Source organism: Reyranella sp. (assembly GCF_044224635.1).
GTDB lineage: Bacteria > Pseudomonadota > Alphaproteobacteria > Reyranellales > Reyranellaceae > Reyranella.
This window is the reverse complement of sequence record NZ_JBGAKA010000055.1, coordinates 1-22,149: the sequence shown is the minus strand read 5'-3', so window position 1 is coordinate 22,149 and position 22,149 is coordinate 1. Positions and strand designations below refer to the sequence as shown.

The following is a 22,149-nucleotide window of genomic DNA, read 5'->3' as shown; positions in this document are numbered from 1 at the left end:
TGCTCGAAACGCGAACCACATGCCTCAGATCCCGCGCCTGAAGCCCTATAGTGGCCCCGCCTTGTTCTCCTACGGCTTCCGGCCGTTCTTCCTGCTTGGCTCGACCTATGCCGGGCTGGAGGTCCTTGCGTGGCTGCCGATGTACTATGGCGAATTGTCGCTTGGCACCGCCTTTGCCCCACGCGATTGGCACGCGCACGAGATGCTGTTCGGCTACGTGGCAGCCGTCATCGCGGGTTTTCTGCTGACGGCGATTCCCAACTGGACCGGCCGCCTGCCGTTGCAGGGTTTGCCGCTTGTCGTGCTGGTCGCAACGTGGCTCTCCGGCCGCGTCGCGGTTGATTTGTCGGCAAAGATCGGCTGGCTCAGCGCCGCCGTGGTGGACGTTGCGTTTCTTGTTCTCATGGCTGGAGCCCTCTCGCGCGAAATCGTGGTCGGCAAGAATTGGCGCAACCTGAAGGTCGTGGGAGTGATCGCGTTCCTTGCGATCGCCAATATTGCCTTTCACCTCGAGGCACATTTCACGGGTGGCGCCATCTATTCGACACGGTTCGGAATCGGCCTGGTCATCTTCCTGATCATGGCCGTGGGTGGGCGCATCGTGCCGAGCTTCACCCGCAACTGGCTGATGCGCCGTGAGGCCGGCCGCCTACCGGCACCATTCGACCGCCTCGATGCGGGATTCATGGTGGTGAGCGCGCTGGCCCTTGTATTCTGGGCGCTCGAGCCCGAAGGGCTGCTGACCGCGATTGCTCTCGTCACCGGTGCCGTCGTCAACGCGCTGCGGCTTGCTCGTTGGGCCGGAGAACGCACCATCGCCGATCGCCTCGTCCTCATCCTTCATGTCGGGTTCGCCTTTGTGGCGATCGGCTTCGCACTGAGCGCATTCGCTGCCCTCGGGCTCGCCCCGCCGAGCGCGGGCATCCATGCCTGGACAACGGGCGCCATCGGCCTCATGACGCTGGCCGTCATGAGCCGCGCGAGTCTCGGCCATGCCGGGCGGGCGCTGACAGCCGCGCCATCGCTCCAGGCCATCTATGCCATGGCCGCCGTCGCGGCGATCACGCGCATCGCGGCTGCCCTGCTGCCGGAGGCCGGTGGGATACTGCTTCACCTTGCGGCTTTTGCGTGGGCCATCGCCTTCTTGGGGTTTTCCCTCCTGTACGCGCCGCTGCTGTGCCGGCCCAAGCGGCCGTCGCCTTCGAAACGCCGCCCGACAGTCTAGGGCGCCCACCGCCCTCAACACTCGGGGCTATTTGGCTTGCGATACCTGATGGCCCTGCCCGTCGAACTGCTTGAGGTATGCCGTGAGGTCCTTGATCTTCTGCTCGTCCTTCAGCCCGGGGTAGATCATCTTTGTGCCGGGTATCTTGGCCTTGGGATTCTTGATGTAGTCGGCGAAGGTGGCTTCGTCCCAGCTGATCCCCGAGTTCTTGTTGGCCTCGGAATATTTGAAGCCTTCGATCGTGCCCGCCTTGCGGCCAATGACACCGTTGAGGACGGGTCCGACGGCGTTCTTCGCCCCCTCGCCGATCTGATGGCAGGTCTTGCATTGCGCAAAAACCTTTTCGCCGGCGGCCACGTCCTGGGCTTGGGCGATCGAGGGCATGACGATGAGGGCAGCGACAATCAACGGGCTCAAGCGCATGACATCTTCCCTTGATGGCGGATTCATTCGGATCGACCTCTCCCTCGGGAGATTCACATCGGGATGAAACGAACCTCGCCCACCGAAAGTTCCCGCATGATGTCGCGTACCTGAGGCTCGGACACCAGGCTGAACGCCGTCGACAGCGCGTCGGCGTCGGTTGCCGTGGGCATCACGACGGTGACGCTTCGGTCGGGAGGCGGTGACCGCCCCGTCGAGGGATCGAAAAGGTGATTGAAGCGGCCGAGGGCGTCGAAACGGTAACCGCCCCCCGCCGAAGTCGCCACTGCCTGGTCGACGAGGGTGATGCTGTCGTCGGAGCCGGTGATCCCGATCTTCCAGGGAGTGGCATCCGGCCGATCGCCGATGGCACGTATTTCACCCATGTCGACGAGGCTGTGCTCGATGCCATGATCGCGCAGCAGCGCGACGACCTGATCGGTGATGTAGCCCTGGGCGATGCCGTTCAAGGTCAAGGCCATGCCACGGTGCACGAACACGATCCGGTCCCGGCTGACCGAGACCTTGCCGAAGCCCACCCGCTGCAAGGCGGCATCGATGACGCGCTGTGGGGGTCCGCCCTCCCCGGCCCCGGCGTTGGCGAAATGGTCGGAATAGAGCTGCCACAACACCTGCACCGTCGGATCGAAGACACCCTTCGTCAGCGCGTGATGCCTCTGACAGAGCTGCAGCAGGTCGACCAGCTCGCCGGGTGGCGCCGCCAAAGCGCCGCGGCGATTGAGGTCGACAAGCGCCGAGTCGGGCCGATAGAGGCTGAAAATCCCCTCCAGGCGCCGGGCCTCGCTGACCGCCAATTCGATCAGCCGTCTCGCGACGGCCGGATCGCCATGATGGATCTGCAGGGATGCCGGGGCGCCCAGCACGACGCCGCGCCAGGACGTCAGGCGATCATGCGCGGCCACGGGCCCACGCAGCGGCAACAGCTCGAGGCCGGCAGCGGCAGCGGAAATGGCGATGGCGCGCCGGCGGGTGAAAAGTCGCACCATGGCGAACCTCAATGGCGATGTTGCGGGTGGCCGGAAGGGTCGGGCTCCGCCGGCGCCAGGATGTAGTCGCGTGGAATCTGGTCGAAAGCGACAATCCGACCGCCGTTCTCCGCCACGAAGCGCTCCGCCTCGGCTTGGCCGGAGAAGGGTACGGCCTCGGCCGCACCCATGCCGCCTTTCAACCGGCTTTCGATCACGAACAGCGCCTTGCGGGCGTCGACCCAGTTGGTCGCTCCCGGGTCTTGCCAGCTCGCCGCCTTCGCCATGTCGGAAACATAGATGGCGCGGATGTCCTTGGGCTCGTCCGGCAGCATGGTGAAGGAGATCGTATCCCGTGCCGAGGAGAACCAGACCGGCTCCTGGCGGCTCGACAAGATGATCTGTCCCTTCGGTCCGGCATGCTCCGTCAGATTCATTCCGCAATAGTGACCAATCGCGCCTTCCGTCAGAGCGAAGGGCGCCGGCGCATTCTGGGCCGTCTCCTTGCGGCAACCCGCCACCGTGCCGGCTACAACCATCACAAGCGCAAGGAGGATCGCTCTCACAGCTCCCTCCGTGAGAAGGCAAGGGCAGCCAGCGTGAGCGGCACCGCCGTCCAGGCCACCAGTGCCGCAAGGAGATAGGCTGGGGCCAGCGTGACGGTGTTGGCGAGACCGGCCATGCCTGAGAAGGCGCTCACGTTGGCAGAGCCTGCCAGGTTGAACATGCGATAAATGTCGGTGGGATTGAGCAGCAACAGGGCGTTCAGCGTCTCCGCGGTGATGGTCCGGCCCTGATCCACGACCAGCAATCCGAGCAGCGCCATGTCGTAGATCAGCACCATCAGGAGCCAGACGCCGATGGCGATTCCCGCCGCCAGGCCACGCTGCTGGACGAGCGCGCTTGCCAGATAGCCGATGGCGACGAAAGCGGCGCCCAGCAGGATCGAGGAGCCGATCATGGCGGCAAACGCAGCCCAGCTCGTGCCGTCGACCTCGACACCGGTGCTTGCGAGGGCGACAGCCGCCGCGCCGTAGCCCAGCACTGTCGCAAAAGCGAGAATGGCCAGATGGCCGAGGAACTTGCCCAGCAGCACGTGCCGGCGGCCGACCGGGTAGCTCAGCAGCAGCAGCATCGTGCCGCGCTCGATGTCGCCCACGATGGCATCGTGCGAAATGAGGAGCGCGATAAGGGGCACCAGGAAGATCGTCAGGCTGGACAGGCTGACGACCACGACATCGAGGGCCCCGACACCCACCGTGCCCGTTGGTGCGCTGCCGAGGAACGTCAGCGTCAAGGCAAGGGCGGCCAGCAACAGCGTCGTGGCGAGCACCCAGCGGTTGCGCAGCCCTTCCTGGATCTCCTTGCCGGCGATCAGCAGCACGTTCCTCATTCCGCCGCCTCCTGCCGTCGGAGGAAATGGGCATACAGCTCGTCGAGGCTGGGCGGGACGATGTCGACGTCCTGCACGGGCGCGCCTTGCTCCGTGGCTCGCCGCAGCAGGGCGAGCTTGCGCCCCTGATAGGCCTCGAACTCGACGACGCGCGTCCCGAGATCGCGACCACTCTCGCCTTGCCCCATCCACGCGTGCGCCGCCCTCGCCCCTCCTTCCGCCACGGTGAGCCTGATGCGGGTCGGCAGCTCGGCGACACGCCGCAGCTCCTCGATCGTCCCATTGGCGACCATGATGCCGCGATTCATGATGATCACGCGGCCGGCGCGTTCCTCGAGCTCGGTGAGAGCATGCGAGGAGAGCACGACGGTGGCGCCTCGATCGCGCAGCTGCTGGATGATCTCGTAGAAGCTCAGCCGCAGCGCCGGATCGAGGCCCGTCGTCGGCTCGTCGAGCAGCAGCAACAGCGGTTCGCCGATCAGCGCCTGGGCCAGCCCCAGCCGCTGGCGCATGCCCTTCGAGTAGGTGCCGACCCGGCGACTTGCGGCCTCCGCCAGACCCACGCGATCGAGCAACGGCAACGCCTTGGCAGCCGGCTCGCCTTTCAGGCGAGCATAGAAGGAAAGAATCTCGCGGCCCGTCAGTGCCGGGTTGAAGGCAACATTCTCCGGCAAGTAGCCGAGTCGCCGGCGACCGCCAAACTCGCCTTGCGCCGGATTGTCGCCCAATACCCGCACCGAGCCGGCGGTGGGCCGGATCAATCCCAGCATCAGTTTGAGCAAGGTCGTCTTGCCGGCGCCGTTGTGCCCGACCAGGGCCACCGTCTCGCCGGCCGGCAAGTCGAACGACACGTCGCGCACCGCTTCGATTCCGCCGTAACGCTTGATGACGCCGCTCAGGTCGACCGTGGCGGTCACTGCCTGGCTCCCTGGCCGATCGTCGGCCGCGCCGGCGGTGCGATCAGGGGATGGCTGTCCACGACGCCGCCCGGCAGCAGCGCAGGAAACTGCGCCTGCGACCAGCGGATCACCTGAACCGCGGGACTGTTCGCCAGCACCTTGGCCTGCGGCGCCGTCCACAGGACCTTGTCGATCAGGTCGTTCGGCCGGTAGGCGGTGTCGGCGATGCCGTCGCCGTTCAGGTCGAACGCGGCGTTGTCGCTCCAGTAGTTGCCGCGCCCCTCCACGGACCAGTCGAGATAGCGCGTGCCGACATACTTCACCTGGTTGCGATTGCGCACGAAGGCGTTGCCGACGATCTGGTTGCCTTCGGATCCGGCGGTAAAGTGGATGCCGATCTCACACCCCTCGAACCAGTTGTCGCGAAACCGGTTGTGGTTGGTGTTGTAGATGAAAACGCACTTCTCCGGCCCGATGCGCGCCCCGGCCTGGAGGGTCCCACCCGGCTGCCGGTCGTCGACCAGCCCGTGCTCGCGCATCTCCCGGTTGTGCATGCCGACTCGGGTCCATCGCTCCGCAGGCTGAAGCCGTCCCAGCACGACGTTGCCGGTGATCAGCGAACCATTGGCGAAGTTGAACAGGAAGCCGCGGTCGCGGTCGCCGTCGGACAGATTGCCGCGAACCAGCAGGCGATGGGAGTACATCACGGCATAGCCCACGGCATTGCCGATCGAGACGTTGCCGGTGACCTCGCCGTCGTTGGTGTACATGTAATGCACCGCGAAGCGCAGGTCGCGGAAGCGGTTGCCGCTGAACACGTTCTTGCGGCTGGCGATCGAGAATATGCCGTCGCGGCCGAAGCGGAAATCGTTCTCCAGCACCTTGGCGCCGGGCGCATCCCAGACCGACACGCCGTTGCCGGCGTCGTTCATGCGTCCCTGGGCGATACCGACGATCTCATTGCGACGCACGATGGCATCGGCGGCGCCGTGGATATACACGCCGTAAAGATTGCCTTCGACACGGTTGCCTTCGACGACCGCGCCGGTCGCCGACTTCTCGATGAAAACGCCGGAGTCGAGCTTCTCCAGGTCGCGGCCCGAGCCACGGATGGTGAGGCCACGCACGACGGCGCCGGCCGCCTCGATGACGACGACGCTGCCTTGCCCTGGACCGACGATGAGCGCGCCGGGCTCACCCTCGACGATGATCCTGCGCCTGATTTCGAGCGGGCCGCGATGCTCTCCCTCCTTCAGAACCACGGTATCGCCGTCGGAGAGCGCGTCGACCACGGTCTGCAGCGGCTGATCGACCGAGACAACGACGCGCTCGGCATGTCCGGGCACGGCAAGGCCGACGGCAAGCACCGCCGTCCCCAGCCATGCCCAGCACAGGCGCCGCTCCATCGTCAGACGCTCGGCTTCATGCGCTCTTGGGCTCGACCAGCATGCGGCCCTGCATCTCCATGTGCATGGCGTGGCAGAACCACGTGCAGTAATACCAGTAGACACCCGGGCGTGACGCCTTGAAGGTCACCGAGGAGGTCTGCTGCGGTCCGATCTCCATGTTGATGCCGTAGTTCACGATGCAAAAGCCGTGGGTAAGGTCTTCCACGTCGTCGACGTTGGTGACGAAGACCGTGACCTCGTCATCCTGCTTGACCTCGAACTTCTCCAGCCCGTACGCGGGCGCGGCGGACGTCATGTAGACGCGCACCTTGGTGCCGTCGCGGATCACCTTGGAATCCGTCTCCAGCTTGATCCCGTCGGCCTGTGCCTGCTTGACGGCGTCGGCGAAGAACGGGTCGTCGCGCTTCCAGATGGAGAGCGGCTTGATCTTGGAGCGATGCACGATCGTGGCGTCGTGCGGCTCGGCAAAGCTCGGGCTGTCGTGGACCAGCACCATCTTGTCACCCGAGATGTCGATGAGCTGGTCGTTCTCAGGCTTGAGCGGACCGACATTGAGGAAGCGGTCCTTGGAGAATTTGTTGAGCGACAGCAGCCATTTGCCGTCAGCCTCCTTGGTCTGGCCCATCGAGCTGTGGTTGTGGCCGGGCTGGTAGTGGACGTCGAGCTTCTGGATGATCGGGTCGACCTTCTCACCCTTGTAGGCGCGCTTGGCCTTGTCGATATTCCACTTCACGACTTGGCTGTCGAGGAACAGCGTCGTGAAGGCGTTCCCCTTGCCGTCGTAGGCGGTGTGCAGCGGGCCGAGCCCGAGCTCGGGTTCGGCGACGACGACGTCGCGCGGCTGGATCTTGTCGTCGAACAGGTCATCGAGCTTGCGCGCATCGAATACCGTGCAGGTGGGCGAGAGCTTGCCGTTGGCGACGAAGTGGATGCCATCGGGCGCAGTGTTGATGCCGTGCGGGCTGTTGGGCACCGGGACGTAGCGTGTAAAGGGTGAGCCGTGCCGTCCATTCAATACCGGAATGCCGCCGATCGTCTGGAAATCGCCCTTCTTGACCGCGTCCTCGATACGCTTGAGGTTGAAGATGACGACCCAGTCCTGCTCCTTGGCCATCATCTCGGCGAGCGTTACGCCTTCCTCGGAGTTGTAGCAGGTCGACCAGGCATACTTGCCCTGGTAGTCCGAATCGACGTTGTCGAGATTGCCGTCGACCTGGATCTGCCAAGCGACCTTCATGGTCTCACCGTCGACCGCGGTGAACATGCCGACATATTTCTTGGGATCGTCGAGGATCTTGCCGTCGTTGGGCACCGGCACGCGGTCCTCGCCGTTGCAGAATACGTAGCCGGTCTTGGGAAATTTCTGCACGCGCAGGCCGTGCACCGTCGCCTGGTTGGGCAGCTGGATAATCTTGTCGCATTTCATGATGTCGAGGCGGATGCGGCAGACGCGGCTGTTCGACTTGTCGTTGGCGAACAGGTAGCGCCCGTCGTAGGTGCCATTGGTGAAGGACGGGTGCGGATGGTGCAGGTCGCCGTTGGTATAGATGCCGCCCTGGTCCTTCAGGAACTCGCGCGCCTCCGGCGTCAACCCCTCGGTCAGCACCTTCAGGCTCTCGTTGGTCTGGCCCCAGCCGGTGGCGCTATCGCGGTTGAACACCGGCACACGCATCAGCTCGCGCATCGAGGGCAGGCCCATGATACGCAGCTCGCCGGTCTGGCCACTCGAGAAGAACACGTAGTACTCGTCGAGCTCGCCCGGCTTGACCTCGTACCTTTGCGCACCGGGACGGCCCTGTTGCTGCGGCGGCCGAGTCTGCGCCTGGGCCTGACTGATGTTCAGGCCCTTGGCTATGCCCAAGCCGCCGGCGGCGCCGAGGGCGCCGGCCGCGGCGCTGGCTGCGAGGATGTCGCGACGACGGGATTTGCCGCCATTGTTGTCGCTGGTCATGGGTTGCTCCTTGTGGTCACGGGCGGGTTGAAGTCGTGGTAGCGGCGACGGTCGACCGGGCTGCTTCCTGCTCGGGGGCATCGGCAAAGGGCGCGCGCAGGGCGCGACGCTTCTCGCGCTTCAGTCGCCGCTGCACGTTGTGCAGGCAGCGATTGGGGTCGTGGTAAAGCTCCTGGCAGTGCATGCAGTAGATGCACTCGTTGACATTGATATGACCCTCCGGATGGATCGATTGCACCGGACATTCCTTGGCGCAGCGCTGACAGGGCGAGCCACATTCGGGCCAGCGCTTGAGCCATTCGAACATGCGGATTCGGCCGGGTATGGCAAGTGCCGCGCCCAGCGGGCAGAGATAGCGGCAGAAGAAGCGTTCGACGAACAAGCCAGCACCCAGCAAGGCCACCGCGTAGACGACGTACGGCCAGTTCCGCCAGAACTTGAGCACGATCGCCGTTTTGAACGGTTCGACCTCGGCGAACCGTTCGGCCATCGACAGGGAATACAGCGAGAGTCCGAACAAGCCGAGGAAGACAATGTACTTTATGGGCCATAGCCGCTCGTGCAAGCCCCAGGGCAGCCGGTACTGCGGCACCTTGAGCCATTGTGCGAGGTTGTTGAGCAATTCCTGCAGCGCTCCGAACGGGCAAAGCCAGCCGCAGAACGGGCCCCGTCCCCAGAACAAGAGGCCGCCCGCCACCGCCGCCCACAGGATGAAGATCAGCGGCGCGGCGAGGAAGAACTCCCAGCGAAACCCGGTGATCAGCGCGCTTGTGAAGGTCAGGACGTTGACCACGGAGAGCTGGGCATTGGCGTACCAACCCAGCCAGACCAGGGTGAACGCCAGATAGCCGCGCCTTACCCAGGTGTAGAGCACAGGCCGGCGTACCAGGTAGCTCTGGAAGAAGAAGATGGCGGTCAGGACCGCCATCGCTGCCGTCGTGATGCCGATCGACACGGCATTGTCCTCCCACATGCGCACCCAGAGCGGTGCGTCCATCGTGTCGGGCAACGAATCCGCAGCGGACGGGCCAGCCGCCGGCGGCGCGGCTGGCGCCACCTGATCGCGACGGAAATACCGGTCGGGCAGGGTGTAGGAAAGCTCGAAGGCCAGGAATGCCTTGTCCCGCGCACCGATTGCGCGCTGCACGAGGAGCTGCAGCTGCCAGGGCTGTGCCAGATCGAGCGTGAAGTCGTCGGGTGTCACGAACAGCGCGATCTCCCGGAACTCGGGCGAGCCGTCCGCGGCCAGCGATCCCAACCGGGTGTGGTTGCGGTCGCGAAAGCGGGTGCTGGCGCCTTCCTGCAAGAGTTCGATGCGGTCGAAGATGCCGCCGCGCACGTAGCCCGAGCCCTTGAAGGAGTAGAGGCCATTGGCCGCCACGACGATCGCCTGCTGATGCGGCTTCAGGCGCTCTCGCAGCTGGAGATACCCTTCTTCGCCGAGGAGGCTGCGGCCGATGGCCGGCACCGAAACCGGCGCGGCGTAGAGATCGATGAAGGCGTCGTCGAGACTGGTCGATTCAGCGTTCTGCGCGGCGGCGGCATTGCCTGCCTTGGCGAAGGCCTCGTTGACGTCGCCCACGCTGAGCTGAAGGCGGCGGATCGAGCCGTCGCCGACCAGGTCTTGCCAGGACCTCACATCGCCCTGATCCATGTCCACGGTTCTCTGCGCGGCCGGCCTGGCTGCATCCGCCGAAGGCAAGCTGCCGCCCAGGCGTCCGCTGCGGATCAACCGCACCGCCGAACGCACGATGCTGTCGCCGATGACCAGCACGGTGACGGTGGCGCCACTCACGATGTCGGTCTGCGGCGGCCGCTGTGTACCCGACGCCACGGGCGTGATGTCCTGCCCGATCAGGCTGTTCACCGCCTCGATAACCCGTCGCTCGGGAATGCCGACCAGCACGATCGGCTCGTGGTGCTCGACGAGCTTGAAGCCCTTCACGATGCCTTTGGCGTCGATGCCGACCAGGACATGCACGGGCTTGCCGGAATAGCCCACGGCATTGGCAAAGTCGGCGTTGAGGTAGACGTAACCCAAGAGCTCGCTGCCCTTGTAGGCGCGCACGAGGGGCGGATCGCCCTCCGGCGCGGAGAAGCGATCTGCCCCCGGCACGAGTTCCGAGGGCTGCGCCTTGTCGAGAAATTCCTGCAGGCGCCCCGCAGCAACCGCCTCAGCCGAAACCATGCTGACAATCAGGAAAAAGACAAGTGCAACGAAGGCCCCTATCCGGCAGGCCAACAGACGACGCGTCGGTCTGTCTCCTACAGGCGGCACAAGTTCCCCCTTCGATGACTGTGTCCTACCTCGATATCTTGGAACGATTGCAACAGTCAACGGTTGCAGGAAATGGACTTCGCTTGGCGTCCTGCGCTACGGTACTGGCCTCGGTAGAGGTTGACGTGTCACTGCTGAAAGTGCCGCCGGGCGGTACGGTGCAATCGCTCGAAGAGCTCTTCGCCATCGCGCAGGCCCTGGAGCACGAGGCCAGTACGCGTTACGTTGCGTTGGCTGCACATGCGCGGCTCGAAGGCCTGCCCGAGCTGGCCAGCCTCTTCGAACGGCTCGCCCAGGACGAGCGCCACCACGAAGCGTTCGTCGTCGACTGGGCGAAGAGGACCAAAGGAAAGCCGCCGGATCCCGCCGACCTTCGCTGGGCGCCGCCGGAGATCCTCGAAGACGCAACGGCGGGCGAGCTCGCCGTCGCGCGTACGACGACTGCCTATCGCATCCTGTCGATGGCGGTGCGCAACGAAGAACGCGCCTTCAGCTTCTGGAGCTATGTCGCCGCCGAGGCGCCGTCATCGGATATCCGTGCGGCTGCCGAACGGATGGCCCTCGAGGAGTTGCATCACGTCTCTCTGCTGCGGCGTGCGCGTCGCCACGCGTACCACGATCAACGCCGGCGACATCCTCCCGACGCGGCACAGGGGCTGTCTGACCGGTTGGCCGAGGCGCTGGTCCTCGAGCGGCGGCTGAGCCTGCAGCTGCGCGACTTGGCCTCGCGCATGCCGGCCGGCGACCGAACCCGGGCTGAAGCCATGGCCGGTGAAGCAGAAGCGATGGCGCGCGAGCTGGAGCCCTTGGCGCAGACGCCGCGGCTGCCGATCGACGAGCTCGACGCAATCGCTTCGGCCGAACGCCTGGTCGACGACTATATCGGGATCGCCGAGGCGACCCGGGACGAGCACACCGCCCTAGCGACGCAATCCCTGGCGGCACGGGCGATCGATCGGCTCGGCGGGTTGCGGCAGTTGATGAAGCGACTACCTTGAGATCCCCGTGCTTGAATGTAAGGCAAATAGCCCGGTTTCGTTCTTTCTGTGGAACAGGGATTGAGATCAGCCAAAAGCTGACTTCAACCGCGGATGGTTGAGATACGTCATCACCGACCCGCCGCTGCTGGTGACGTAGTAGCGTGCCTGCAGGTGAGCGGGCGACACAAAATCGGTCGTCTGACTATGATGCATCCGGCGCCCAGGGCTGTAGCCGCGGCACCCAACGGGGAACGTTGGCGGTATATGCTTCAAACTGCGTCCCGAAGGTCTGCCGCAGCGTCGGCTCCTCATAGGCCAACACGAAGATGTGGAAGCCCAGCGCGAGGAGCGCGCCATAGACCAGGAGCGTGACGTTTCCGAACAACAGACCTTGGCCCAGAATAATCGCGGTGACCGCAAGGTAGATCGGATTGCGGACGTAGCGATAGGACCCCGTGACGACCAGGTGACGGGTCGGCGCCACCGGCGCCGGCGTGCCTTGGCCCTGTAGCGCAAAGCGGGCAAACGACTCCAGCAGCACCGGGATGCCGATTGCGATCAAGGCCACTCCCGCGGCACGAACCGACGCGAGACCGAAGAAGGATGCCTGCAGCACCTGCCAGCGCGAAATCCACCAGGGGACAAGACCGGCAATCATCGTCGGCGCGATGAAGAAAAAGAGCACCGACCCAAGGATTGCGGACCTTCGTTGCATGATGATTGCTCCCGCACCTGCCGGCTGCCGTCATTTCGGCTTCTCGCGACCGTGATCAGTCATGTATCTATTCAATCGCCTGCACGCCGACTTCCTTGACGATTTCTGCCCAAACGGCGGCTTGACGCATTACTGTCCGAACACGCTCTCCAGGAACGCGAGGACGTCGCCGTGTGCCTTCTTCATCGCGGCTTCGTTGTAGTGGATCGTCACGCCACGCTCGAGACACGGATCGGAAGGACCGAACGGCTGTTTCGTTTCCACATTAATGACAACGCCACCGTCGCTCTCGGCGAGACGGCATTTGCGAGGAGTGAGACCTTGGGCGACTTTTACTACCTGCGCCACATCGGGCGAGTCGAAGTTGTGATGCGCATCCGGATACTCGATGTAGCGGACGTTCTTGCCTGCCTTCGTGAGACGAGATGCATACTCACGGCATGGAGCCGCAAGCACCCAATCGTCGGCCGCACCGTGCAGCATCAGCACTGGTTTGGTAACGGCTTCATCCCCTTGGAAGGTAATATTGCAGCCTGTGTACAGTGATACGTGCGCGGCAAAACGCACATGGGAACTGAAAAGTTTCCCAAATCGCTGCAGGCTCGAGCACAGCGCCGCATGGCCCCCGTGCGACAAGCCCATGACTGCGATTTTTGAGGGGTCGATCAGAGGGTTCTTTGCGAGAACGTCGAGTGCCCCGACCAAGTCGTACATGCGGGACATCGCGCTTACTCTCGAGATGTCCGCGGCGATGTTCTGCAATCCGCGGCCGGACCAGCTATCGACGATGAAGGCCGCGTAACCGGCCTCATTGAAGACGCGTGACCACTCGGACACCGAGCCGTTGTAGCCACCAACGCCGAGGGCGCCGTGCAACAGCAAGACTGTCGGGTGTTTGCCGCTCGCTTTCGGAACGCGTAGATAGCCAGCGAGCGTGACGGGCGCCCCCTTTTTTCCCGCGAGAAAGTCCGCTGCCGGCGTATCTGCCGACTGAAACGAATGCAGTTCTTGCCGCTCGAGCTGCGCTTCCGCAGTCGTCGTGAAAAGCATCACGCCGAGCATGCAAAGAAGTACCCTCATGTCACCCTCCCTTGGTGATCCTCTCCTAATGCTGCCGAGAAGCAAGGTTACTTCTTTGCCCTCGCAGTAGAGGCCCTCACGTTCCCAAGAGCAGCTCAACAACCGCGTCAGGGTGAGTGATCATCGAATCGTGAGGCGCCTCGAGATCGACCCACCTCCATCCCGACCATGACCGCACGAGCTTGCGCGAGTCCTCAAGCACGGGGTGGGATGGCTGGGTAGAGTGTATGTAGGTTCGCGGCAGGTTATTACCGACAGGCCCTTTAAGAGTGAGCGCCGTCGTATAGGTCTGCAGTGGGTGAGGAGAGAGCCGCCGACGCACCCAATCGTAATCTGGGTTACCCTCCTTTCCCAGACCCCACACACCAGGCAGCTGCTGAGGCACAGGGACTGCTACGCCGTTAGTTGCCTTCTCAGCTGCCTTGATGCGCCCCTCAGCCTCTGCCGGCGGATAATAGGAGAACGCGCTCCTTCCGCTCTCGACCAGAACGGAATCGAGATAGACGAGATGCGCGATCTTCTCAGGAACGCGGTCGGCCGCTCCGGAAATTGGAACACCGCCGAAGCTATGGCCGACAAGAATGACGTTCGAGAGCTCCTCGCTCTGGATGAGCTGAACTAGATCTTCCGAAAAGGTGTTGATGGTGATGTCCCTGCTCAGGAGGTGCGCCCTCTCGCCCATGCCTGTGTAGCTCGGCGTATAGACGGTGTGCCCCTTTGCACGGAGTCGATCAGCGACCTTCTTCCAGCACCACCCGCCGTGCCACGAGCCATGCGCCAGGACGAAGGTCTTCGAACCAATCTGAGCCCATGATGCGGTCGGCCAGTGTATTATCCCGGCCGCGGCAACAGGAACACTAGCTGTAGCGCTCCTGAGCAGATTTCTACGTGTCAGCATGGCTGTCCTCCTTAGAGTCCGGTTCTGACCCGCCAGCCCACCTGAGCGGGTGATCATGACGGCCTGCGCCTGCCTTCGATCTTCTTCGTTGGGATGTGCCAGTCGCCGCTCATCGGATAGACATCGCCAAGGCAGATCATCTCCCCCAACGCAGCGCAAAAAAGCGTCCTCATGATCGATCGCCCCCTCCTGCCGAAGACCGTGCAAGCGATTGACGCGGGCCCGATAGGGCGCCCAAGATACCTGCGCGCGCTCCACAAGTGCTTGGCGTGGGCCTGAAATATGCTGAAATCGCCGCCATGACGGTTGCTTCGGATCAAAGTCAGGAAGTCGCGTTTGGTCCGTTTCGGCTCGATGCGCGGGGACGGATGCTCTATCGCGACGGTGCAAGTGTCGCCCTCGGCACACGTGGAATCGACATTCTTTGCGCGCTCGCGGCTTCCCCCGGCGCGCTGGTCACCAAGGACGAGTTGATCTCGAAGGTCTGGTCCGGCGCGATCGTGGAAGACAACGCCATCCAGGCGCAGGTCTCTGCCCTGCGCAAAGCGCTCGAAGACGGCAAGGGCGGCCAGCGCTACATCATGACCGTGCCGGGCCGGGGCTACCGCTTCGTCGCCGGGCCGACGGACGCGAGGCACTCTCTCCTCGACAAGCCCTCGATCGCCGTGCTGCCGTTCGACAACATGAGCGGCGATCCGTCGCAGGATTATTTCGCGGACGGCGTGGTCGAGGACATCATCACGGCGCTTACGCGCGTGCCGTCACTGCAGGTGATCGCGCGCAATTCCTCTTTCGCGTACAAGGGGCGCGCGACCGATATCAGACAGATTGGGCGCGAGCTTTCGGCCCGCTACGTGCTCGAAGGGAGCGTGCGCAAGGCGGGGGAGCGACTGCGGATCAGCGCGCAGCTCATTCAGGCGGGAACCGGCGTTCATTTGTGGGCGGAGCAATTCGACGGCAGTCTTGCCGACGTCTTTGCCCTGCAGGACGAGATCACCGCGCGCGTGGTCGGCGCGCTGGTACCCAAGCTGCAAGGAGCCGAGATCGCGCGGGCAGTTCGCAAACCGCCCGAGAGCCTCGATGCCTACGATCTCTATCTGCGTGCACTCGCGTGCCGCAACGTGCTGACCGCTGAAGCGGCTGACGAGGCGTTGCGGCTGCTCGAACGAGCGCTGGCTCTTGATCCGACGTTCGTTTCCGCGGCGGCCTTTGCCGCCATCATATGGGCCGTGCGCATCAACTATGGATGGTCGTCGCCGCTGGAGCACGCACAAGCAGAAGCATTGCGATACGCGCGCATGGCCGTACGGCTCGACCCGCACGATGCCGAGTCGCTCGCGACGCTCGCCCGGTGGACCGCGATGTACACCCACGACTATCGCGAAGCCCGACAGCTTGCCGACCGTGCGATCGCGCTCGACCCTCACTCCGCACGTGTCTGGAGATCCAGTGGTTTCATTTACCTTTATATGGGCAAGGCCGAACTGGCCGTCGGCCACCTGCGGCGCGGATTACGGTTCCACCCGCGCGACATCTGGGTTCACGACAGCTGGAGCGGGGTCGCGCTCGCGCAGCTAACGCTTGGCCGCGACGAGGAGGCAGTCGCATCCGCGCGCATGGCCGTTCAATTGAACCCTCGCTTTGCATTCGCGCTGCGCATTTTCGCGGCGGCCCTGGCAATGACCGGCCACATCGAGGACGCGAAGGACGTGATGCGACAGCATCGCGACATCGATCCAGACTGCACGATCAAGATTCTAAGCGAGCGCCTCGGACTTTCGAAAAAAATGTCCACCCGATTTTTCGAAGGCCTGCGCCGGGCCGGGATGCCCGAGTAGGCTAGTCGGTTGAACGCATTTGCCGGCAGGCAGCACGGCGAGTCCGCTAGCCCTCGACGAAGTCCCTGTCCATCTCCCGCAGTTTCATAGTGCCTACTTCGGTCAAGAAGACCCAACAGGCACCTCGCATGGAGCGGCACGCCGCAGCCGCTGGTGACTTTTCTCCCAGCCGCTCGAGCGCGTTCGTCAGCTCCGTCCTCATATGCTGAACCGACTGCACGACGTGTTGCGGCTGCTCCCATATCGCGGCGGCGAATAGAGCGCGTCTGTCTTCGAGGAACACCAACAGCTCCCGCACGACGGTGCGGTCTCCTCGGGCAGCTTCAGGCTCACTCCGAAACCGAACGCCGAGACACCGCCGAGCCTGCTCAAAAGCGTCTTCGATTTGAGCTTCGCCTTCTTCAGCGACATGAGCCGTTTTGCCTCTGGAAGGCTGAGATTATAGCAAGACTAAGAAGGTGGGCTCTATCGCTAAGTCCTTGAAATTATTGGCGCGCCCGAAGAGATTCGAACTCCTAACCTTCTGATCCGTAGCTAAAAGAATCCATAGGAATATCAGAGACTTAGCTCTACCTTCTGATCGATATGTCAGAAGGTCTTCAGCATATAAGTCATTGAAACTACGGGTCTCCTGCTAGGCCTCTAATTCCTGAGATTATAGCGAGACTAAGCGCGAGACTAGATCGTGAATCCATAAATCTGCCGGGTGGACGGCTTGTCCGAGTCCGCTATGCCCCGATAGCGACCAAATTCCGCGGCGTAGCGAAATGACGCGATGGGCCAAAGGCGGACTTCGCGATAAAGAGCAATCGACAAGGAGCCATGTCTTTTGCCTCGCAGCAGCCAGTAGCTCGCGGCAGCCGCGGTTGTCGATGGCGCCGATCGTGCGTGGCTGCTGGAGCTCACCGTCGACCAGCCGAGCCTGGCCTTGGAGGAGCGCAAAATGAACTATGCCTGTCAGGGATGCGGGGCGACGTTCTAGCCAGCAGTACAACGGCCAAAGACACACTGTTTCAACAAGATGATACTCGAAACCTTCTGAATTTGTGGCCAGAAGTCCATATTAAGTCATTGAAATGGTTAAAGAATTTATGATCTACGGAACAGAACGTTAGGAGTCGAGCCTTGCTAGCCGCGCTACCCTCGTTAATAACTTTCTCAGAATAAGCGCCGTATTTGTCGCTCGAGATGCTCCCACTGGCCGACAGATCCACGTTCCGAGGTACCAGTTGCCCCAGGACTATTGCGCCAGACCGGACGTTCAGTGACCGTCTGTGGATCTCCGAGATTGGCCGCCCTAACCAGACGTCATCAACTCAAACATTAATGTCCACGTCGAATGGTTCGCATAATTCAGTTACTTAATCACCCGCTCGGTAGCCACGCGGATTCGCCCAATTCTTCGAGCCTTGTCGAGCGTCTCGTGGTCGCGCTCGGTCTGGTCGGCGTACGCAAGAGAGAACTTCACCATGGCTTCGTCGAGTACCGCGCTCTTGCCGCAGTACCCCGAAATCATCGCGGCGTCGCCTGACTTGGCGTGAGCCAAGGCCAGCGCCCAGCCGCACAGCGCGCAGTATTCCCTGAAGCCCGCGATCCCCTTGCGATTGCCCTTGAGGAACTCGATGCCACCCTTCATGTCCGCCAGCTGGCGGACATAGATGTGCTGGCCATCGATTTCGCCCCAGCCCAGGAAGATGTCGGGCGAGCCCTGGATCATGCGCTGTCCGACCACGACGCGGCGACCCTGGTTGTCGAACGGCAACTTGTAGCGCGAGTGCGGCTCGAGAACAGACGTCTGCGCCTCCTTGACCTGAAGGAACAGCGGATCGTCTTCGTCCTTGCCGAACAGCAGGATGACCCAGCATCCAGTGCCGACGCTGCCCACGCCGACGACCTTGCGTGCCACGTCGACGATCCGGTACCGGGACAGCAGCCGCTGCCGATCGTACGGCAGCGATCCGACATATGAACGGAGAACCCGGTCGAGGGCATCGGCGATCGGCCTACCCTGCTTGGTGTGCGTCTCGCGCACGATCAGCGGCACGTCCTCGACGATACGGTGCTCGCCGTCCACCTGCTCGGTCAGCTTGTCGAAGACGCGCTGATGGCCCTTGGCGAGGGCTTTGTCGATGATTCGCTGCGCCCCGCGCCTGACCCTGGGCGACAAGGCATCCAGAACAGCACGCTGGTCGATTCGGTCATACCAGATTTGCAGGTAGCCCATCTCGGCGTAGTCCGCCATGCGGTGACGATACGAGCGAACCGCCTCTGAAGCCGCCTCTGCTGCAGCCGTCTTGTCGCCGCCCATGAATCGTACGGCCACGGCGGCACTCGCCACCAGCCGCTTGAGGTCCCACTCCCAGGGCGCCGGGAACACTTCGTCGAAGTCGTTGATAGCAAAGATCAGCTCTCGCTCGGCCGAGCCGAACACGCCAAAATTCGACACGTGCATGTCGCCGCAGGCGTTCACGTACATCGCGGTGGTAGGCAGCGCCGCGAGGTCGGCGGCCATGACGGCCGCGGACCCGCGCAGGAAGGCAAACGGCGATGCCAGCATGCGGGCGTAGCGCACCGGCACCAGCTTCTGCACGCGTGTGTGGTTCTGGGTCTCAAGGATCTCGACCGGATCGGCACGATCGGCACTCGGCACGAAATGCGCATGCGCTTCCCTCGGCACCTTGTCCCGCAGCACCTTGCCCTGGGCGCGGCGCTCGCGCGCCGAGGGGCGGGCCGCCACGAAATTGTCAATCATGGCGCCGACGCGGTGATCGGCCATCATGCGCTCGAACGATTGGTCGAGCAGTGGACGCGACAATGAGGAGATCATTGGTTCCTCCCGAAAGCAAGAGCCGACTGTAATCATCAGCGGTTGGGTGCCGGCGGAATCTGCACGCCGCTCTTGAAGCTCTGCAGCGTCCATACGTAGGCGTCCGAATTCGTCCGAAGGGCGCCGAGACGCGGAGACGCCAGGTCCAGAATGACGATCGTTACGCTCGTCCAGGCAAGCATGAGCACCGCAACCAGCAGACGGGGTCGCTGTCGCACGAAGCCCACTTGGTAGCCCAAAGCCGCGGCGGACAGCACACTGAGGGACATCAGCAGCCAAAAGACCGGCGCGGGCAATCCTCTGTCGTAGGCGAACCTCTCAGTAGTTGCTGCATCGAATGTCTCGTTCAACGAGGTCATCAGTGACGTGGAAACTGTGTCGGGCCGTTCCTGCACGATCGCCGCCAGATGCCCTGTCATCTCGGACTGCAACGCTTGCGTCGTTCGGTTGAACTCGGCGAGTTTCGCCTTGTCGCGCCCAGCCTCGACGAACCCCTGTCGCACCCTGGCATATTCTTCCAACAAGCGGGCAATCTCCTTGCCCCGTCGATGCCCGATGGCTTCGGCTCTCGTCCACGCAGTGCTGATGACGTTCGCTTCCGAAAGCGCGCCAGCCCGGCGCTCGTTGAAGCGCGCACTGGCGTACGACAGGGTAAGTGCCAGAACGAAGGCGAGAAGGCCCAGCAATCCGCCGACAATAACGTTGACGCCCTCCGGCGCCTTCTCCTCGCGGGTAAGGCTGCGGCGAGCGATCCGCGCGCCCGCTTCGTGCACAACGAACAAGACGACGAGGAGCAACGCCATGAATGAAAGCTCGCTCCACTCGGCCAGTTCCGTGAGATATTCCATCCCGTATCCGCTCCAACTACCCGCAGCCGCAGGCCGACCGCCTCATATCGCGTACTTCAACCAGAATTTCATCCGCTCCACTTGACTAGAGCGGGTTGACATAATTCAAGATCGCAATCTGCCGCAGCAGCACCTTGCGGATGACGTGGCTCACCTTCACGCGGTCGGTGAAGATCGCCGCGCTGCCGATACTATCCGCCGGCAGGCGGCTCGCCAGCGCCTCGTCGTCAAGCTTCACGCACCACGAAGGGCGCGGGCTCCAGGGATGGCGGGGCGATGGCGCGGCCCGAAACCTCGGTCTGGCCGCTCGAGATCGCCTGCAGAACCGCCACGACTCCCGCGTCTTCGTCTGCGACAACCTCGAGTTCGTCGCGGATCACGTGTGTGGCGACCAGGAGGAGGATCTTCCGGCACCGGCTGTGCCCAGAGTCGACCCAGCAGTCCCCAATGCCGCTCACGATCGGCGAGCGGAGGGTGGGGACGAAGACCGGAGTGATCGCGATCAGCGCCACAGTGAAGGCGATTGCGAGGACGTTCCAATGTCGAAAGTCCTCCTTGGCGATATCATCGAAGGTAGCGCGCTGAGTCACCCGTGCGCTACCGCCGCCTGTCGCCTTCGGCGCTGGCACGTAGTTGCGCAAGAAATCGCTGCGCTTGCGGATCGGCCGGATCGAGCGCGACCAGCTTCTCGGCCCAGGAAACGGCAAGCTGCCAGCGCCGGTCCTGACTGTAGAAGACCGCCAGGGCATAGACGATCGAGCGGTCGGTGGGGGCGAGGCTCTGTGCCTTCAGCAACGCCGTCTCGGCCTGCGGGCGGCGCCCCGACTGCTGCAGCGCGAGCGCGTAGTTGTATTGCACGCGCGCGCGGTCGGGCAGCAGGCGCGCGGCTTCGGCGAGCGCTGTGGCGGCTTCTGCCAATCGGCCCTGCTCGGCGAGCAGCAGCCCCAGTGAATAGTGAAGCTCGCCCTGGTCGGGCGCGCGCGCCAGGCCCTGACGCAGGACCGTCTCGGCATCCTTAACCTTGCCGCTCGCGGCGTTGAGGCGCGCAAGGTTCAGTCGGGCTGGCGTGAAACTCGGATCCAGCTTCAAGGCGGCGAGATAATGCCGCTCGGCCTCAGCCGGATGTCCTTGGGCTTCGGCCACGACCGCAAGGTTGAGCCAGGACCCCGGCATGTCGAGCGAGGAACGCTGTGCGGCCAGATACTCGGCGAGAGCGGCTTCGAAACTCGATCGCGTCTTCGGGTCGAAATCGTTTGCCGGAACCGATGCCAGGATGCGAGCGGCTTCGATGCGCACCGCCCTCGCTGGGTCGGACAATACGGGGCTTAACTGAGCCAGTCGCGTGCCTGCCCGTGCGCCTTCCATCGCCGCGACGGCCGCGCGACGGACGACGGGATCGGGGTCCGCCAGTGCCTTTGTCGCCGAGTCCGCCGCCGCTCCGCCATAGGCGCGCAGTTGATCGAGCGCGGTGGCGCGCACGATGGCCGGCAGGGTGGTGTCGTCGACCAGGCGGTCGAGGGCGGGAATCGCGTCCACCTTGCCGGCACGCCCGGCGGCGAGCGCCTCGGCGAACGACGGCGCGCGCCCGCGATCAGGGGCGAACCAGCTCTCGACAAACTCGGCCGCCCAGCGCGGCGGCTTGTCGGCATGGCAGCCGGTACAGGCGTTCGGCGTACCGAGAGTCTCCGACAGATCTGGCCGCGGCAGGCGCAGGCTGTGATCCGGGCGGCTGTGGACGACCATGTAGTTGGTCGCCGGCATGTGGCAGTTGACGCAGGCCGCACCCGGGCTGCCGGGCCGATGGTGATGGTGCGACGGATCATCGAACAGTCTGGCTGCCGACGGAAAGCGCCGGTCGCCGGGCGGCGAATGGCATTGCGTGCAGACCGCGTTGCCCTCGGCCCTGAGCCTGCCGGAATGAGCGTCATGGCAGTCCATGCAGGTGACGCCCAAGGCGTACATCCTGGATTGGCGGAACGAGCCGTAAGCAAAGACCTCGGCCTGCTGCTGGCCGTCCGCATAGTAGAGACCGGGCGTCAGGTCCGTCGGCCGGAACTGGTCCATGAATGGATGGCTGGCATCGAACGTGCCTGTGAGCTCGGCGCGCCTGGAATGGCACATGGCGCATACGTCGACCTTTTCGTGTGGACCAAGACGGGCGAAGTCCACAGTGAGCCCATACCGTGGTCCCGGCCCGTCCACGGACGAACGCGTCCGTGCCCAGGCGATATGCGCCGCACCCGGGCCATGGCAGGACTGGCAGCTGACGTTGATCTCCGACCAGCGCGAGGCAAACGTATCCGTGACCGGATCGAAGCGCTTCTCGAAGCCGGTCGTGTGGCAGCCGATGCACTGGCCGTTGGCGTTCAGCCCGCGGCCCGACCAATGTAGCCAGTCGC

At 63.7% G+C, this 22,149-nt stretch carries 17 protein-coding genes and 2 pseudogenes; 3 read left to right on the top strand and 16 right to left on the bottom strand.

What is annotated here, in order from left to right; all coding sequences use genetic code 11:
• Positions 1–19: 19 nt before the first annotated feature.
• Positions 20–1,225, top strand: coding sequence for an NnrS family protein (locus tag ACILR9_RS32115; RefSeq protein ID WP_395714060.1), 1,206 nt, complete (start codon positions 20–22; stop codon positions 1,223–1,225).
• A gap of 27 nt (positions 1,226–1,252) precedes the next feature.
• On the opposite strand, the gene ACILR9_RS32110 is transcribed toward ACILR9_RS32115, so the two are convergent.
• From ACILR9_RS32110 to ACILR9_RS32075, 8 genes are all read right to left on the bottom strand, one after another.
• The gene (locus tag ACILR9_RS32110) at positions 1,253–1,609 is read right to left on the bottom strand and encodes a c-type cytochrome (protein WP_395714059.1); all 357 of its coding nucleotides are present in this window, start codon (positions 1,607–1,609) and stop codon (positions 1,253–1,255) included.
• 92 nt (positions 1,610–1,701) lie between these two features.
• Positions 1,702–2,655, bottom strand: coding sequence for an FAD:protein FMN transferase (locus ACILR9_RS32105; RefSeq protein ID WP_395714058.1), 954 nt, complete (start codon positions 2,653–2,655; stop codon positions 1,702–1,704).
• Positions 2,656–2,663: 8 nt separating this feature from the next.
• Positions 2,664–3,173, bottom strand: a complete 510-nt coding sequence (locus tag ACILR9_RS32100; RefSeq protein WP_395714090.1) for a nitrous oxide reductase accessory protein NosL — start codon at positions 3,171–3,173, stop codon at positions 2,664–2,666.
• Positions 3,174–3,196: 23 nt separating this feature from the next.
• Entirely contained in the window at positions 3,197–4,027 is an 831-nt protein-coding gene (locus ACILR9_RS32095) for an ABC transporter permease subunit (RefSeq protein ID WP_395714057.1), read from the bottom strand.
• The gene (locus ACILR9_RS32090; protein WP_395714056.1) at positions 4,024–4,944 is read right to left on the bottom strand and encodes an ABC transporter ATP-binding protein; all 921 of its coding nucleotides are present in this window, start codon (positions 4,942–4,944) and stop codon (positions 4,024–4,026) included. The genes ACILR9_RS32095 and ACILR9_RS32090 overlap by 4 nt, the downstream gene beginning before the upstream one ends.
• Positions 4,941–6,332: a nitrous oxide reductase family maturation protein NosD gene (locus ACILR9_RS32085; RefSeq protein WP_395714055.1), complete on the bottom strand. Its 1,392-nt coding sequence runs from the start codon at positions 6,330–6,332 to the stop codon at positions 4,941–4,943. Before ACILR9_RS32085 ends, ACILR9_RS32090 begins: the two co-directional genes overlap by 4 nt.
• A 16-nt stretch (positions 6,333–6,348) precedes the next feature.
• On the bottom strand, positions 6,349–8,286 hold the full coding sequence (gene nosZ / locus ACILR9_RS32080) for a TAT-dependent nitrous-oxide reductase (protein WP_395714054.1): 1,938 nt from the start codon (positions 8,284–8,286) through the stop codon (positions 6,349–6,351).
• A gap of 16 nt (positions 8,287–8,302) precedes the next feature.
• Entirely contained in the window at positions 8,303–10,474 is a 2,172-nt protein-coding gene (locus ACILR9_RS32075; RefSeq protein WP_395714053.1) for a 4Fe-4S binding protein, read from the bottom strand.
• Positions 10,475–10,578: 104 nt separating this feature from the next.
• Between ACILR9_RS32075 and ACILR9_RS32070 the strand changes: the two genes are divergently transcribed.
• Complete coding sequence (locus ACILR9_RS32070; protein WP_395714052.1) at positions 10,579–11,562, top strand: ferritin family protein; 984 nt, start codon at positions 10,579–10,581, stop codon at positions 11,560–11,562.
• Between the two features lie 184 nt (positions 11,563–11,746).
• On the opposite strand, the gene ACILR9_RS32065 is transcribed toward ACILR9_RS32070, so the two are convergent.
• The 3 genes from ACILR9_RS32065 to ACILR9_RS32055 form a co-directional block, all read right to left on the bottom strand.
• Positions 11,747–12,259: a methyltransferase family protein gene (locus ACILR9_RS32065; RefSeq protein ID WP_395714051.1), complete on the bottom strand. Its 513-nt coding sequence runs from the start codon at positions 12,257–12,259 to the stop codon at positions 11,747–11,749.
• 129 nt (positions 12,260–12,388) lie between these two features.
• Positions 12,389–13,339: a dienelactone hydrolase family protein gene (locus ACILR9_RS32060; RefSeq protein ID WP_395714050.1), complete on the bottom strand. Its 951-nt coding sequence runs from the start codon at positions 13,337–13,339 to the stop codon at positions 12,389–12,391.
• A 76-nt stretch (positions 13,340–13,415) separates the two neighbouring features.
• Positions 13,416–14,237: an alpha/beta fold hydrolase gene (locus ACILR9_RS32055; protein WP_395714049.1), complete on the bottom strand. Its 822-nt coding sequence runs from the start codon at positions 14,235–14,237 to the stop codon at positions 13,416–13,418.
• Between the two features lie 269 nt (positions 14,238–14,506).
• Between ACILR9_RS32055 and ACILR9_RS32050 the strand changes: the two genes are divergently transcribed.
• A complete protein-coding gene (locus ACILR9_RS32050) occupies positions 14,507–16,075 on the top strand; it encodes a winged helix-turn-helix domain-containing tetratricopeptide repeat protein (protein WP_395714048.1) in 1,569 nt (522 codons plus the stop codon).
• 1,357 nt (positions 16,076–17,432) lie between these two features.
• On the opposite strand, the gene ACILR9_RS32045 is transcribed toward ACILR9_RS32050, so the two are convergent.
• From ACILR9_RS32045 to ACILR9_RS32025, 5 genes and pseudogenes are all read right to left on the bottom strand, one after another.
• Positions 17,433–18,995, bottom strand: coding sequence for a DUF2252 domain-containing protein (locus tag ACILR9_RS32045; protein WP_395714047.1), 1,563 nt, complete (start codon positions 18,993–18,995; stop codon positions 17,433–17,435).
• A complete protein-coding gene (locus ACILR9_RS32040) occupies positions 18,938–19,750 on the bottom strand; it encodes a hypothetical protein (RefSeq protein WP_395714046.1) in 813 nt (270 codons plus the stop codon). The genes ACILR9_RS32045 and ACILR9_RS32040 overlap by 58 nt, the downstream gene beginning before the upstream one ends.
• An 85-nt stretch (positions 19,751–19,835) precedes the next feature.
• Positions 19,836–20,085: pseudogene (locus tag ACILR9_RS32035) on the bottom strand (efflux transporter periplasmic adaptor subunit); the annotation flags it as partial.
• A 262-nt stretch (positions 20,086–20,347) separates the two neighbouring features.
• The gene (locus ACILR9_RS32030; protein WP_395714089.1) at positions 20,348–21,814 is read right to left on the bottom strand and encodes a tetratricopeptide repeat protein; all 1,467 of its coding nucleotides are present in this window, start codon (positions 21,812–21,814) and stop codon (positions 20,348–20,350) included.
• Between the two features lie 192 nt (positions 21,815–22,006).
• A pseudogene (locus ACILR9_RS32025) lies at positions 22,007–22,120 on the bottom strand (hypothetical protein); the annotation flags it as partial.
• Positions 22,121–22,149: the final 29 nt, after the last annotated feature.